Below are 13678 nucleotides of genomic sequence, written 5' to 3'. Positions count from 1 at the left end.
CTCAAGTGTCAACACACACGAGCCCCACTGGTGGGACCTCACTCGCGCCGAGCGTGTCGCCCCGACGAGGGCCGGTTAACGGATAACGTGCTGGCCAAGGTGCCCAAGAACGCGCAGGCGCAGGTCAAGGCCGACTACTGGGCGATCTTCGACGTGCCCGACACGATCGAGCCTGGCCCCGACGCGGTCACGTATGTGCAGAAGCGCATCGATGCGTTCGCAAAGCGTTGGCGCGACTCCTATCCGGCGGCGATGCGGTGCCTGCTCGATGACCGCGACTCGCTGACGGTCTACCTACGGTTCCCACGCGAACATTGGACCCGGGTGCGGCATTCCAACTTCATCGAACGAACCTTCGGCGAAACGCGGCGCCGAGTCAAGGTGATCGGCCGGCTGCCCGGTGAGCATTCCTGCCTCAAACTGGTGTGGGCGGTGCTTGATCGCGCCTCGGCCGGATGGCGCGGGTTCACCATGACCCCGGCCGGGCTGCGATTGCTGCAAGATCTGCGCCGCGCACTGCACGACCCACCGACTCAACTGCCGCAGAGGAATTCGGAAAATCGCACCACAACCAGCGTGGCGCCAACCGAGCTCGTCAGCGCCACCGCATAAAATCATGAATATAAGCGAGCGAAGCCTACGTCAGGCCACTTTTACACCGCTCCTGGGACGCCACCCCCCAACCCCGTCGTCGCTGAATCGCTACTGGACAGGCTCATCAACACCAGCCACCAAATTCTCAGGGACGGACCCAGCTACCGCCCCCGCCAGCGGCCTGGACGCAAGGCCAGCTAGACAACACCACAGCGAACACGGTAAGACCTACCAGGAGGCCCACACCTGGGGAATTCCGTGACGGCGAGCCCTGGGGAATTACGTGACGGTCGACAATCGCGGAGTTCGGTGATAGCAGCAGGGAACTGACTGCTTGACCTTGCTGCGCTGCGGGGCGGGTCACGGTTGAAGACACGCTGTTCAGTCATCGATGGCGGTGCGAAGCTCGACCACGCGGCCATAGCTCAGGGGTGCGCGGCCAGCACATGCCATGGAAGCCAGCTTCGCCTGATCATGGATGGTTGGCGGGGATATTTTCGCAGGTAGATGCACCGAACTCATAATATACCTCAGCATTTTTCAATACCTCACTATAGCATTGAGGTACCAATTTTTATTGAGGTATTGTGGTGATCATGGCGTATCGGGAGAGGGCAGTCGGCGCGCTAGAAGCCGTGCTGCATACCGCGCTGCGCGCGCGCTCCACTGAGGGTCCGAAACGCGATCTGATCGTGACGTTGGACAACAAGGATCTTCTGGTCCGCTGGCTAACCGTCGGCTGGCCGCAGCAGGTCGAAGAGGCCGTGCACGAGAAGCCCCGACCCGACGTGATCGCCGCGCCACGGATGTCACCCGGAGCGCGCGCCGTTGCCAAGGAAGCAGGCGTCGGCTGGGTTGACGAATCCGGAGCAGCCGACATCGTCATCAGGAACGCCTCGGGGACGACGATCATCATCAAGACAGAGGGCAAGCCGCCGGTGCCGCTGGACTCGCGCATCGGATGGAAGCCAGCCACACTCGCGGTCTGCGAGGCAATCCTCTCGGGACAGGCGACCCCGACCGCCAACTCGGTTATAGAAGCCACCGGGATATCGATGGGCAGCGCGGTGACTGCGCTGAAATTCCTCGAGAAGGAGGGCTATCTGGTCAGCTCGGCTGCACGCGGCCCCAGCGCTGCGCGACGCGTCGCCGATCGTGACGAGTTGCTCGACGCTTACGCAACGGCGGCCAAGCTGCTGCGGTCGCCGATCTCGATCCGAGTCGGCGTTCTGTGGCGGGATCCTGCCGCTGGGGCCATCCAGACCGGTCGGCTCTTGCAAGCCGCCGGTATCGATTGGGCGGCCACAAGCGCACTTTCGGCGAGCGTGCTCGCGCCGATGCAGACCGAGGTGGCTCCCTTGGAGATTTACGTGGCGGGCAAGACATGGAGTGATGTTCGCCGGGCCGCGCTGGCGGCTGGCCTGCAAGAGATGGACGGCGGCCGCCTGGTGCTGCGCCCGTTCCCCACGCCGGGCGGCGCGAAACTCACCGAGACGGTCGCCGACGGGTTTCGCTCGGTGCTGTGGCCTCGCGCGTATGCCGACCTTCGAATCAGCGGGGTGCGCGGCGAAGACGCGGCTGAACACCTACGTCAGGAGATGACAGCACCATGAATGACGACTCAGAACCGGTCCGGACCGCCGCGGCCAGGCGAGCAGCCGAACTCGCTCTGGTACGTGTGGTGCATCACTACGGGGGACGCCCAGAGTTCGTGCTTCTCGGGGGATTGGTGCCTGCACTGCTCTGCTCGAATTCGTCGAAGCGGCATGCGGGTACGTCCGACGTCGACGTTCAGGTCAACCTGGAGATCGCCGGTGGCGCGGTTCAAGCGGCGCGCTTGGAAGAGGCTTTGCTCAACACCGGGTTTGAGCCTGATGACGAGCGGGTGTGGCGATGGGTGCTGAACGACCCTGACGGTGTGCGCGCTACGGTCAAGTTCGAGCTGCTGGCTGATCTCGACAACAAGCGGAACAACGCTACGGTCGAGTTCACCGGCTGCAAACACCTTGGCGCGGCGAACCTGCGCGGAACCGGATACGCCGCACGAGATATCGTGATTCAGAAGATCCGCGCAAACGACCATGGAACGCGGCGTGAGGCCGAAATCAACGTCACCGGACTGGCCGGTTTCCTGCTCGCGAAGGTGGCTGCTGCTCACGGACGCCGCAAAGAAAAGGACTGGTACGACGTCGCGTTTGTGTTGTTGCACAACGACCACGGCGACGCCACTGCGGCGGCTGAACGGGTCTTGGAGGTTTTCGGTCCGCCGACAGGAGAGATGCGCACCCAATTGCTAGACCTGCAGGCGAATTTCGCCGATTCGTCCGCGCAGGGCTCTCAGGCATACGTCAAACAGTTCATCGAGAACCACCCCGACGAAGACGCTGAGACCGCGGCCACCGACAGCCAGCTGGCGGTCGCCGCGTTCACCGAGCGCCTGCTGCGCTCTGCATCCTCGTTCGGCTTGGGCAACTGATCGAACCGGAGCCGAATGGCTGGGATCAGTATGCGTGATTTCCCTGTCGCGTCCGCGTCCGCGTCGCGGCATTTCGATGCAGAAGTCCACTTGCCGTATGGCGCCGGGAGCGGCAGGACCATGTTTCGATTCCGTTCCAGTTCGTTTACCGGGGAACGCGATCGCTGTGTCGCGACGCAGGCAATTTGGACGCCCGTCCCGTGCCGCGTGAACACGATCAACCGGATTCGCGCGCTCGCTCATGTTGGTTATCGCTTGCGCCACACTGGCTACCACGCCATCTTCAACGGTGACGTGTCGGCGCAGAGTCCTGCCGCGCAGCGGCTGGCCAGTGGATCGCTGCTTCGCTGTAACCAACACAGTTTCCGCCGGATCAGCGGGTAACCCAGTGTGGCTGGGATACCGTTGATGGCATGAATCGCATACGGCTGAGCACGACTGTGGACGCTGAACTCCTCAGCAGTGCGCGGCACGTGCGGGCGGGAATCACCGACGCCGCCCTCATTGACGAAGCCGTTGCGGTATTGCTGGCTCGGCACCGCTCCGCCGAGTTCGACGCTGGCTACGCCACCTATGACGAGCATGCGGCTGAAGAGCCCGACGAGTGGGGCGACCTGGCATCATGGCAGCGGCGGGCGGGTGCGACGTGAGTTCCCTGCCGGTTCGCGGCGAAGTGTGCTGACCGCGATTGGCCGGTGAAGCGCTGGAGAGTGATCGGACGTGGTGGGGGAGCGAGGGCGCGTCCCGGGACCTGCGCAACGACACGCAGGAGTGCTGCGCCGCGTCCAAGCCGGCGAAGAGATCACCATCACTGTCAAGGGCCGGCCTGTCGCAGTGCTCAGCGCGGCTCGGCCATCGGGTCGGCGCTGGTTGACCAAAACCGAGTTCCTGCAGCGATTACCTCGTGCACAAGCCGATCCGGGTTTGCGCGACGACCTCGCGGCGCTGGCCGGTGACACCACCGACGATCTTGGGCCTCTCCGATGAGCGAGACGCCCGCAGCGGGGGTGCTCGACACGTCGGTGTTCATTGCCACCGAAACGGGCCGTCAACTCGAGGAGCGATTGATCCCCGCCGAGGTGGCCACGACTGTGGTCACCCTCGCCGAACTCACCGCCGGCGTGCTGGCCGCCGGCACGACCGATATTCGAGCGCAACGGCTCGCGACCCTTCAGCTTGTTGCCGACATGGAAACACTGCCGGTCGATGACGAAGCGGCGCGGATGTGGGCGCGGCTGCGCATCCACCTGGCCGAAACTGGCAGGCGAGTCCGGATCAACGATCTGTGGATCGTCGCCGTCGCTGCGTCACGGGCGCTGCCGGTCGTCACCCGGGACGACGACTTTGCCGCCCTCGACGGCGCGGCCGGTCTCACGATCATCAAGGTCTAGCCTCCTGGCAGTGCGGCTCGAAACGCCCACGCGCCGTGGCGGCTATGCAGTAAGAGACAGCTATGCCGTTACGAAGGCCGCTGGCCGCTTTCGTGGCGGCGGCTGTTGTCTGGGTGGTGGCTCCGGTCGCCGCGCACGCCGAGGGGCCGGCGTTCGTGACGAATCCGGCCGGTGATGTCGACACGCTCATCGGCACCGGGTCGAGCGAGACGGGCGGGGAGATCAACAACTTCCCCGGCGCCTCGGTGCCGTTCGGGATGGTGCAGTACACGCCGGATACCACCGACACCTACGCCGGCTATGACCACGACAACGAGCGCTCGACCCGGTTTTCCATGACCCACGCCTCGGTGGGCTGTAACGCCTTCGGCGACATCCCGATGCTGCCGACCACCACCCCGATCGGCGCACAGCCGTGGTGGGCCTGGGAGCGGATCGCCCACGACGACACCGAGGTCGGCATGCCGGGCTACTACACGGTGCGGTTTCCCCACACAGGGGTGAGGGCGAAGCTGACCGCGACCACCCACGCCGGCATCAGCCGGTTCACCTACCCGGATAACGGTCGGCCGGCGCTGTTGCACGTGCGGTCCGGCGGATCGCTGGCGGGCAACTCCGCGGCGAGCATCCGGATCGGCGAGGACACACCACCATCACCCGGTTTGCGACCAGCGGCGACTTTTGCGGCAAGAACAACACCTACACGGTGTATTTCGCGATGACGTTCAGCCGGCGGTTCACCTCCTCCGGCACCTGGGAGGGCAATTCGGTCTCCTCAGGCGCCCGCAGTGCGGATTCGCGGGGGAGCGGGGGATGGGTGGAGTTTCCGCCCGGCTCGGTGGTCGAGGTGCGCACCGCGTTGTCCTCCGTGAGTGTGGAGGAGGCGCGAGCCAACCTGGCCGCCGAGGGTGAAGCGAGTTTCGGCGACGTCCGCGCGGCCGAATCGAGGGAATGGAACGCGGCGTTGTCGCGCATCGCGGTGGCGGGTGCTAGTGACAACGTGAAGAGGTTCTACACCGCGCTGTATCATTCGCTGTTGCATCCCAACACGTTTAACGACGCCCACGGGCGCTATCTGGAGTTCGACGGTGTGGTGCACACCGTGGCCCGCGGGCACACCCAGTACGCGAACTTCTCCGATTGGGAAACTTACCGCTGCCTGGGCGCCCTGCAGGCGCTGCTGTTTCCGGACCGGGCCAGCGATATGGCGCAGTCGCTGGTGAACGACGCCCAGCAATGCGGATCATTGCCGCGGTGCGCTGGCGAATGCGGCGACCGGTGAGATGACCGGAGACAGCGTGGTGCCGCTCACCGTCAACCTGCACACGTTCGGGGCCAAGGACGTTGACGTCAAACGAGCTTGTATTACATGTTGAAGGCAGCGAGCGAAGGCGGTGCCGGGCGGGGTGGCCATGTGGAGCGGCCGGGGATCGCCACCTATCTGGAGCATGGGTATGCGCCGCAGACGGCGGAGTTTCGCGGCGATCACGGCACCGACGGCGCCTCGATCACGTTGGAGTGGTTGGTTGATAGCTTCGCGATCTCCCGATTCGCCGACGCGTTGGGTAAACCCGTGATTGCAGCCGAATTTCAGAGCAGGGCGCAGTGTTGGCGGAACTAGTTCAATCCGTTGACGGGATATGTCAGACCGCGCAGCGCCGAGGGGATGTTCCTGGCGTAGTCCGGATCCAGCGGGCCCACTTCGGATTTGGGGCAGGATGGATTCGAGGAGGGCAACGCCGCGCGGTACACCTGGATGGTACCGCAGAACATCGTCGGCCTGGTGCCGCCCTCGGTGGACGCGACGCGGCGGCCGAGGGACTGGACCGCTTCACCATGCAGCTCAACGCCGGCCCGGACGAGCCGTATCTGTGGCTCGGCAACGAACCGGGCCTCGCGGTGCCGTGGCTGTACAACTATCTGGCTCAACCGTGGAAGACGCAGGAGATGGTGGTCCGGGTGCGCAGCGAACAGTTCGGGCCGACACCCGTCGGCGAGCCTGGTAACGATGATCTGGTGCGCTGTCGAGTTGGTACGTCTGGGCGGCGCTCGGCCTGTACCCGATCACTCCGGCAACGCCGATTTTGGCGGTGAGCACACCGCTGTTCGATCTCGCCGAAATCGCGCTTCCCGCAGGGACATCAATCAGGATCTCCCCCCGGGTGCATCGAACGGGCTGACGTACATCGATGGACTCAGCTCGACGACATCTACGCGCTGCGCACCAGCCTGCCCGACAACACCCTGGGCCGCGATGAGCTGGTACTGCGCTACAAAGACCTCGCCGACGTCGAACGCTTCTTTCGCACCCTCAACACCGAACTCGACGTGCGGCCCATCCACCACCGGCTCGCCGACCGGGTCCGCGCCCACATGTTCTTGCACATGCTGTCCTACTACATCAGCTGGCACATGAAACAAGCCCTGGCACAAATCCTGTTCACCGACCACGACAAACCCGCCGCTGCAGCTAAACGCACCAACCCCGTCGCACCCGCCCAACGCTCCAACCAAGCCCTCAACAAAGCCGCACGTAAACGCACCGACCTCAACGAACCGGTGCACAGCTTCACCAGCCTGCTCACCGACCTAGCCACCATCTGCGCCAACACCATCCAACCCACCCACGACCTACCAGCATTCACCAAGACCACCACCCCCACCCCGCTACAACGGCGAGCCTTCGACCTCCTCGCCGTGTCCCACCGCCACGGCCTGCCGTAGTCAGTACCCCACCACAAAAACCCCAGGTCAACCGCACAAATCGTACCCAACCAGGAGGAACTTCGGCTTAGCCTTGGCGGTTCCAGTCGACGATCCTCATGCGCACATCGACACCTGCGCCGAGTTTTTGTTGAAGGCCGCGCAGAAAACCCCACTGATGCGCCACCTCGGCGGCCAGACGCCGGCACACCTGCTCCACCACATCAACCGACTGGTGCGGATAATCCAGTTCCGAATCGCGCTCCAGGGTCTCGGCGGCTGACGCCACCGGCCTGTCGTTCTCCAGCAGGATCACCGCGATCTGGCGTCGGTCTATCGCCACCACCCAGCGCATCCCCTCCGGCAACTCCGGCACGGCCGAGGCGGTTTCGCTGCTGGACGGATACGTCATCTGCTGCCGGCGCTACCGCCCTGAGCGGGCCTTTGACCGCCGCAACCATTCGTAGCCGTATCCGCCGGCTAATATCAGCGCCGCGAGCGCCAGACACACTCCGTTGACCCAACGATGCGCCGGAGTGAGGAAGAAATCGACGGTCATCCAGACTGCAGCCACCAACAATAGCCCGTACTGAACGATGCGAAGCCGACGCTGCGCATTGTCACAGCGACGGGCATACGAAATTAAGGCAAAGGCAAGGGCAATGCCCAGCACCCCGGCGGGGATTGCGAAAGCTATCGGGTGTACGTGCATCCGATCACCTGCATTGCGCTAGGTCGCCGAAGCCGTCGAGGGTAGCGCCTATGCCGAGGAGGCCCGTAGACCCAAAGATGGCGATGTCGGCTGGCCCCAAGGGGGCGGCGGCAATACCGCCAATGATTGACCCGCCCACGGCTAGCGGGCCACCTATGCCCTCAGCCACATCCTTCCCGATCTCCCAGGCCGGGCAGGGGTGCCTATCGAGGTCGGGCTGTTCGCCGACGTGCATGTTGATGGCCGACGGCGGGGTGTGCGCGGGCGGACGTTTGATGGGTTCGCCGGTTTGCGGCGGGTTGGGCGGGGGGCTTGGTTGCGGTGTGGGTCCGTCGGTTTTGAAGTGGTTGTCGACGGCTTGGATGTGTCGGTGGATGGCGCCGTCTCCGCCCAGGTCACCGGCGGCGCTGATGATGTCGGTGGCGGTCTGATACTCCTGGGTGGCGAACGCGCCCGCCTGGGCGCGCAGCTCTGTGGTGATGGCCTGCGCGGCCGACAGCCGGGCGTACCAGCCGATCGATCCGGGCGGATACATCGCGTCGGTAGCCGACCAGTCCTCCCCGACCACGAACCCGGACTGGCGGGCCTGATCCACCCCGGACAGGATGGCTTGCTGCTGCTGGTGTAGCACACTGGCCCCGTTCTCGGCGACGCCGGCGGCAGCGTCGAGCAGCCCGGCCTGCTCTTCGGCGGTGGCGAGGTGCCCGGCCATCGCCGCGCGCATCGCCTGATCACCCTCGCCTTGCCAGTCCAGGGCGTCAGCCTGGGCCTTGATCGCGCCCACCACGTCGCGGCGGCGGGTGGCCAGCTCCCGCCAATAGGCGGCGTGCTCGGTCAAATGCGACACGTCATAAGCGCGGAGCGCCGACTGGGAGGGAATCACCCGGCCTGCCGATCCGCGCCGCTGAGCGTGGTGATCACGGTTCTGACCGCGCCCGCCGCCTCCGCGTCGCCGGCCTCATATCCGCTGGCCGCCGCCCGGGTGGCGGCGGAAGTCGCGGTGATGCGGGTGTGCAGCTCGGCGGTGACGGCCGCCGCGGTGCCGCTGACCGCCCCGGCGGCCAGCATCGACAGCCAGGAAAACACCGGGGGCTCCAGCGTCGGCGGTGCGGCGTGCAGCTCGCCCAGCTGGGCATCCCACCCGGTGCCCGCTGCCCGCACCGCATCGGGAAAAACCCGAAGAACACCGCCCATGCAGGCAGTGTAACCCCCACCTCCGCATCCACGCGCACGGTTAAACCCCGCCGAGGACGGTCAGGGGAGTCGCTGCTGGTGGGTCGGGCAGCCGCAACAACGCAACCTAATGAGTTGTTGCCTCGGCATGCCCGCTGTTCGGGTTGGTCGCACACAGAACCGTTTACGGGACACTGGGCAGCGGCGGTTAGCCTTGGCGGTTCCAGTCGACGATCCTCATGCGCACATCGACACCTGCGCCGAGTTTTTGTTGAAGGCCGCGCAGAAAACCCCACTGATGCGCCACCTCGGCGGCCAGACGCCGGCACACCTGCTCCACCACATCAACCGACTGGTGCGGATAATCCAGTTCCGAATCGCGCTCCAGGGTCTCGGCGGCTGACGCCACCGGCCTGTCGTTCTCCAGCAGGATCACCGCGATCTGGCGTCGGTCTATCGCCACCACCCAGCGCATCCCCTCCGGCAACTCCGGCAGGGCTGAGGCGGTTTCACCGCTGGGCGCGTAGGTCATGTGCGCTGCCGGTGCCGTTTGCGCAATTGAACGATTGCGGCTGCGACCGACATCACCGCGATCGCGATGTTGAAATAGCGCAGTCGGTCGGTGGTGATCGCGTCAAGGGTCAGAAACCCGGCGCAGATGAACATCGCGACGGCGTAGAGCACTTGCATCCTGCGCTTGCGTTGCTCGGCACTTGAGGAGTGACGCTGAATAAGCTGCCGCAACACAAACGCGAGCAACAATCCCAGCGCCGCCGCCAACAACACCAAAGGCATCATTTGCTGCATTGATCCAGGCCGATCATGCCCTCGGTTACCATCGCGCCGCCGCCGATGATTCCGACGGTGGCGGCACCGCCGGTCACCGTTTCGCCGGGTATAGAGAGCCCGATCGTCGCCACGCCGCCGAGGATTTCCAGGAAGTCCTTAAGCTGTTCCTCGCCGCTGCACCCGGGGAACCCCGGAGGCTTTTGTGGCAGACCGGTTGGGGCTTCGTCGACGTGCATGTTGATGACCGACGGCGGGGTGTGCGCGGGCGGACGTTTGATGGGTTCGCCGGTTTGCGGCGGGTTGGGCGGGGGGCTTGGTTGCGGTGTGGGTCCGTCGGTTTTGAAGTGGTTGTCGACGGCTTGGATGTGTCGGTGGATGGCGCCGTCTCCGCCCAGGTCACCGGCGGCGCTGATGATGTCGGTGGCGGTCTGATACTCCTGGGTGGCGAACGCGCCCGCCTGGGCGCGCAGCTCTGTGGTGATGGCCTGCGCGGCCGACAGCCGGGCGTACCAGCCGATCGATCCGGGCGGATACATCGCGTCGGTAGCCGACCAGTCCTCCCCGACCACGAACCCGGACTGGCGGGCCTGATCCACCCCGGACAGGATGGCTTGCTGCTGCTGGTGTAGCACACTGGCCCCGTTCTCGGCGACGCCGGCGGCAGCGTCGAGCAGCCCGGCCTGCTCTTCGGCGGTGGCGAGGTGCCCGGCCATCGCCGCGCGCATCGCCTGATCACCCTCGCCTTGCCAGTCCAGGGCGTCAGCCTGGGCCTTGATCGCGCCCACCACGTCGCGGCGGCGGGTGGCCAGCTCCCGCCAATAGGCGGCGTGCTCGGTCAAATGCGACACGTCATAAGCGCGGAGCGCCGACTGGGAGGGAATCACCCGGCCTGCCGATCCGCGCCGCTGAGCGTGGTGATCACGGTTCTGACCGCGCCCGCCGCCTCCGCGTCGCCGGCCTCATATCCGCTGGCCGCCGCCCGGGTGGCGGCGGAAGTCGCGCCCATGCAGGCAGTGTAACCCCCACCTCCGCATCCACGCGCACGGTTAAACCCCGCCGAGGACGGTCAGGGGAGTCGCTGCTGGTGGGTCGGGCAGCCGCAACAACGCAACCTAATGAGTTGTTGCCTCGGCATGCCCGCTGTTCGGGTTGGTCGCACACAGAACCGTTTACGGGACACTGGGCAGCGGCGGTTAGCCTTGGCGGTTCCAGTCGACGATCCTCATGCGCACATCGACACCTGCGCCGAGTTTTTGTTGAAGGCCGCGCAGAAAACCCCACTGATGCGCCACCTCGGCGGCCAGACGCCGGCACACCTGCTCCACCACATCAACCGACTGGTGCGGATAATCCAGTTCCGAATCGCGCTCCAGGGTCTCGGCGGCTGACGCCACCGGCCTGTCGTTCTCCAGCAGGATCACCGCGATCTGGCGTCGGTCTATCGCCACCACCCAGCGCATCCCCTCCGGCAACTCCGGCAGGGCTGAGGCGGTTTCACCGCTGGGCGCGTAGGTCATGTGCGCTGCCGGTGCCGTTTGCGGCGAGTTCTGATCCAATCGAAGGCCACACCTGCGACCGTGATCGCCACGACCGCGATGTTGAAGTAGCGGTGCTCCGGGTAGCGGATGGCGCTGAGTATCAGCAGCGCTGCCCCTACGGCCAGAAAGCTGCCCCTACGGCCAGAAAGCAGTATTGGACGCGCGCGCCCTGCGCGTCGCCTGTTCTGGACTGTCCGCGCCTTGCCGCGCCTTCACGGTCGCGGTGCGCCCGATGACCAGACCGGCGACTAAGGCTGCCAGCCCGACGATGCCGTCCCAAAGAAGCACCGCCCAATAGCCCAGCGGTAGATGCCTCCAGGCTGGGCGCCACTGCGGGGCCTGACACTGCTGCCAGCGACCCCCCGGCCAGAATTTGCAGGGGATGCTGCAAAATCTCGTCGCCGGGGCATACCGGGGCACCCGTGATGGAGGTGGGACGGCCTGGGGCTTCGCTGGCGTGCATGTTGATGACCGACGGCGGGATGTGCGTGGTCGGCGTAGGTCATGGCTTGCCCGCGTTGCCCGGCTGTGGTTCATCAGAGGGCACCCATGGCGGTCGGCGAGGCCAGTCCGGGTCACCTCGGTGGCGGTACAGCTTCACCCATTCGACGATCACCATCGTGAAGATGAAGACCGCGCCAATGATGAATATCGCTCCGCCGGCATTGATGAACTCGTACAGTGCAACGATGGCGATGAGAAGAGCTACGGAACCGAGAACAATCGTTCCCCGTCTGGTGTAGGGCCAGCGCAATGCCGACCGCCACGCGCGCCTCGGTTGGTTGGCCGTTTCACCGTTGGGCGCGTAGGTCACGTGCGATGCCGTCTGAGTTCCGTTATCCCTACGACCAGGCCCCATATCCCTATACCGAATATGGGGAGGGCGACAAGCAGATAGAAGATATCCGCCGACCGCGAAAAGAACCACAGCTCAACGGCAGCCAGCCCGATGGGGAACAGGCTCAGCGCGATGGTCGAGCGCGGATAGCTCGTGGTTGTCGGTGCCCGCATGCGGTTTCGCCGCACAATGGCTGCGATGCCCGCAGCAAGGGCGCCTAGCACGCCGACCGGCATCACGAGGCGCAGGCCGGGGTCTGTCGTCCGGAAGAATTCCCAAGTAAACAGACCGGCACCGGCAAAACACCCTAGGCCCCAGACGACTCCGAACCGCGGGTCTGCAGCGGTCGATGGTGTTGTTTTCATCAGCCGTTGCCGTTCAGCATGTTGTCGAGCCAGATGCCGCCGAGGTACATCCCCCCACCGAGGAGCGCCCCGCCCACACAGCCACCGGGGATGGTGACCGTCTCGGCGATGGGAATGGGCGCTCCTACGAATCCGCCGTCCACCGCGCCTGTACCGCAACCCGTACCCACAGCCGAGAGTAACCCACCTGGCGTTGGGTTCACCTCTGGCGGCCCGTCTGGAACGGGTACAGGCGGTGGGGATGGCCCCGTCTGGGGCGGCCGCGGCGCCGGGCTTGCTGGCATGGGAATCGGCGAGTTCGGAGGTGCGGCCGGTGGCGCTGTAATCGCCTGCTCCAATTGTTCGACTGGGTTCGGCTGCGGGGGTGACGCAGGTCCGTCTGACTTAAATCCGTGACCCACGGCTTGGATGTGTCGGTGGATGGCGCCGTCTCCGCCCAGGTCACCGGCGGCGCTGATGATGTCGGTGGCGGTCTGATACTCCTGGGTGGCGAACGCGCCCGCCTGGGCGCGCAGCTCTGTGGTGATGGCCTGCGCGGCCGACAGCCGGGCGTACCAGCCGATCGATCCGGGCGGATACATCGCGTCGGTAGCCGACCAGTCCTCCCCGACCACGAACCCGGACTGGCGGGCCTGATCCACCCCGGACAGGATGGCTTGCTGCTGCTGGTGTAGCACACTGGCCCCGTTCTCGGCGACGCCGGCGGCAGCGTCGAGCAGCCCGGCCTGCTCTTCGGCGGTGGCGAGGTGCCCGGCCATCGCCGCGCGCATCGCCTGATCACCCTCGCCTTGCCAGTCCAGGGCGTCAGCCTGGGCCTTGATCGCGCCCACCACGTCGCGGCGGCGGGTGGCCAGCTCCCGCCAATAGGCGGCGTGCTCGGTCAAATGCGACACGTCATAAGCGCGGAGCGCCGACTGGGAGGGAATCACCCGGCCTGCCGATCCGCGCCGCTGAGCGTGGTGATCACGGTTCTGACCGCGCCCGCCGCCTCCGCGTCGCCGGCCTCATATCCGCTGGCCGCCGCCCGGGTGGCGGCGGAAGTCGCGCCCATGCAGGCAGTGTAACCCCCACCTCCGCATCCACGCGCACGGTTAAACCC

Annotated in this window: 17 protein-coding genes and 6 pseudogenes; 10 read left to right on the top strand and 13 right to left on the bottom strand. The window is 65.7% G+C overall.

The genetic code is table 11. The annotated features are described in order from the left end of the window. Window positions 1-87: 87 nt before the first annotated feature. The 8 genes and pseudogenes from QJR12_RS17185 to QJR12_RS17810 all read left to right on the top strand — a co-directional run bounded on the left by QJR12_RS17185 (window position 88) and on the right by QJR12_RS17810 (window position 6082). Window positions 88-612 carry a transposase gene (locus QJR12_RS17185; protein WP_300584648.1) on the top strand — a complete coding sequence of 175 codons (525 nt, stop codon included), beginning with the start codon at window positions 88-90 and terminating at the stop codon, window positions 610-612. Between the two features lie 66 nt (window positions 613-678). After that, window positions 679-795 (top strand): annotated as a pseudogene (locus tag QJR12_RS17180) (ATP-binding protein); the annotation flags it as partial. A gap of 395 nt (window positions 796-1190) precedes the next feature. Beyond that, the gene (locus QJR12_RS17175; RefSeq protein ID WP_300584646.1) at window positions 1191-2207 is read left to right on the top strand and encodes a hypothetical protein; all 1017 of its coding nucleotides are present in this window, start codon (window positions 1191-1193) and stop codon (window positions 2205-2207) included. Further along, the gene (locus tag QJR12_RS17170) at window positions 2204-3070 is read left to right on the top strand and encodes a nucleotidyl transferase AbiEii/AbiGii toxin family protein (RefSeq protein WP_300584644.1); all 867 of its coding nucleotides are present in this window, start codon (window positions 2204-2206) and stop codon (window positions 3068-3070) included. The genes QJR12_RS17175 and QJR12_RS17170 overlap by 4 nt, the downstream gene beginning before the upstream one ends. 410 nt (window positions 3071-3480) lie before the next feature. Then, window positions 3481-3720 (top strand): annotated as a pseudogene (locus tag QJR12_RS17165) (antitoxin); the annotation flags it as partial. Window positions 3721-3773: 53 nt separating this feature from the next. Then, a pseudogene (locus QJR12_RS17160) lies at window positions 3774-4057 on the top strand (type II toxin-antitoxin system Phd/YefM family antitoxin). Further along, window positions 4054-4461: a type II toxin-antitoxin system VapC family toxin gene (locus QJR12_RS17155; protein ID WP_300584642.1), complete on the top strand. Its 408-nt coding sequence runs from the start codon at window positions 4054-4056 to the stop codon at window positions 4459-4461. The pseudogene QJR12_RS17160 and the gene QJR12_RS17155 overlap by 4 nt, the downstream one beginning before the upstream one ends. A 62-nt stretch (window positions 4462-4523) precedes the next feature. Further along, window positions 4524-6082: pseudogene (locus tag QJR12_RS17810) on the top strand (glycoside hydrolase domain-containing protein). Here QJR12_RS17810 and QJR12_RS17140 read toward each other — a convergent pair. Continuing rightward, on the bottom strand, window positions 6079-6234 hold the full coding sequence (locus QJR12_RS17140) for a hypothetical protein (protein ID WP_300584638.1): 156 nt from the start codon (window positions 6232-6234) through the stop codon (window positions 6079-6081). The pseudogene QJR12_RS17810 and the gene QJR12_RS17140 overlap by 4 nt on opposite strands. Window positions 6235-6297: 63 nt before the next feature. On the opposite strand from QJR12_RS17140, the pseudogene QJR12_RS17135 reads away from it, so the two are divergent. After that, window positions 6298-6641: pseudogene (locus QJR12_RS17135) on the top strand (glycoside hydrolase domain-containing protein). A 19-nt stretch (window positions 6642-6660) separates the two neighbouring features. Beyond that, window positions 6661-7185 (top strand): annotated as a pseudogene (locus QJR12_RS17125) (IS1634 family transposase); the annotation flags it as partial. A 67-nt stretch (window positions 7186-7252) separates the two neighbouring features. Here QJR12_RS17125 and QJR12_RS17120 read toward each other — a convergent pair. The 12 genes from QJR12_RS17120 to QJR12_RS17065 form a co-directional block, all read right to left on the bottom strand. Next, window positions 7253-7576: a hypothetical protein gene (locus tag QJR12_RS17120; RefSeq protein ID WP_300584634.1), complete on the bottom strand. Its 324-nt coding sequence runs from the start codon at window positions 7574-7576 to the stop codon at window positions 7253-7255. A gap of 304 nt (window positions 7577-7880) precedes the next feature. After that, on the bottom strand, window positions 7881-8759 hold the full coding sequence (locus QJR12_RS17115) for a hypothetical protein (RefSeq protein ID WP_300584632.1): 879 nt from the start codon (window positions 8757-8759) through the stop codon (window positions 7881-7883). After that, entirely contained in the window at window positions 8756-9070 is a 315-nt protein-coding gene (locus tag QJR12_RS17110; RefSeq protein ID WP_300581331.1) for a hypothetical protein, read from the bottom strand. Before QJR12_RS17110 ends, QJR12_RS17115 begins: the two co-directional genes overlap by 4 nt. Window positions 9071-9257: 187 nt before the next feature. Continuing rightward, the gene (locus QJR12_RS17105; protein ID WP_300584626.1) at window positions 9258-9581 is read right to left on the bottom strand and encodes a hypothetical protein; all 324 of its coding nucleotides are present in this window, start codon (window positions 9579-9581) and stop codon (window positions 9258-9260) included. Then, window positions 9578-9844, bottom strand: coding sequence for a hypothetical protein (locus QJR12_RS17100; protein WP_300584630.1), 267 nt, complete (start codon window positions 9842-9844; stop codon window positions 9578-9580). Before QJR12_RS17100 ends, QJR12_RS17105 begins: the two co-directional genes overlap by 4 nt. After that, entirely contained in the window at window positions 9844-10722 is an 879-nt protein-coding gene (locus QJR12_RS17095; RefSeq protein ID WP_300584628.1) for a hypothetical protein, read from the bottom strand. Before QJR12_RS17095 ends, QJR12_RS17100 begins: the two co-directional genes overlap by 1 nt. Beyond that, window positions 10719-10844 carry a hypothetical protein gene (locus QJR12_RS17090; protein ID WP_300584618.1) on the bottom strand — a complete coding sequence of 42 codons (126 nt, stop codon included), beginning with the start codon at window positions 10842-10844 and terminating at the stop codon, window positions 10719-10721. Before QJR12_RS17090 ends, QJR12_RS17095 begins: the two co-directional genes overlap by 4 nt. A 187-nt stretch (window positions 10845-11031) precedes the next feature. Further along, window positions 11032-11355: a hypothetical protein gene (locus QJR12_RS17085; RefSeq protein WP_300584626.1), complete on the bottom strand. Its 324-nt coding sequence runs from the start codon at window positions 11353-11355 to the stop codon at window positions 11032-11034. Window positions 11356-11878: 523 nt separating this feature from the next. Continuing rightward, the gene (locus tag QJR12_RS17080) at window positions 11879-12190 is read right to left on the bottom strand and encodes a hypothetical protein (RefSeq protein ID WP_300584624.1); all 312 of its coding nucleotides are present in this window, start codon (window positions 12188-12190) and stop codon (window positions 11879-11881) included. After that, window positions 12187-12579 carry a hypothetical protein gene (locus QJR12_RS17075; RefSeq protein ID WP_300584622.1) on the bottom strand — a complete coding sequence of 131 codons (393 nt, stop codon included), beginning with the start codon at window positions 12577-12579 and terminating at the stop codon, window positions 12187-12189. The genes QJR12_RS17080 and QJR12_RS17075 overlap by 4 nt, the downstream gene beginning before the upstream one ends. Continuing rightward, window positions 12579-13508 carry a hypothetical protein gene (locus QJR12_RS17070; protein ID WP_300584620.1) on the bottom strand — a complete coding sequence of 310 codons (930 nt, stop codon included), beginning with the start codon at window positions 13506-13508 and terminating at the stop codon, window positions 12579-12581. The genes QJR12_RS17075 and QJR12_RS17070 overlap by 1 nt, the downstream gene beginning before the upstream one ends. Further along, window positions 13505-13630, bottom strand: a complete 126-nt coding sequence (locus QJR12_RS17065; protein ID WP_300584618.1) for a hypothetical protein — start codon at window positions 13628-13630, stop codon at window positions 13505-13507. The genes QJR12_RS17070 and QJR12_RS17065 overlap by 4 nt, the downstream gene beginning before the upstream one ends. Between the last annotated feature and the right edge of the window lie 48 nt (window positions 13631-13678).

This window comes from Mycobacterium sp. (assembly GCF_029961025.1).
In the GTDB taxonomy this organism is placed as follows: Bacteria; Actinomycetota; Actinomycetes; order Mycobacteriales; family Mycobacteriaceae; genus Mycobacterium.
This window is presented reverse-complemented; position numbering and strand designations above follow the sequence as displayed.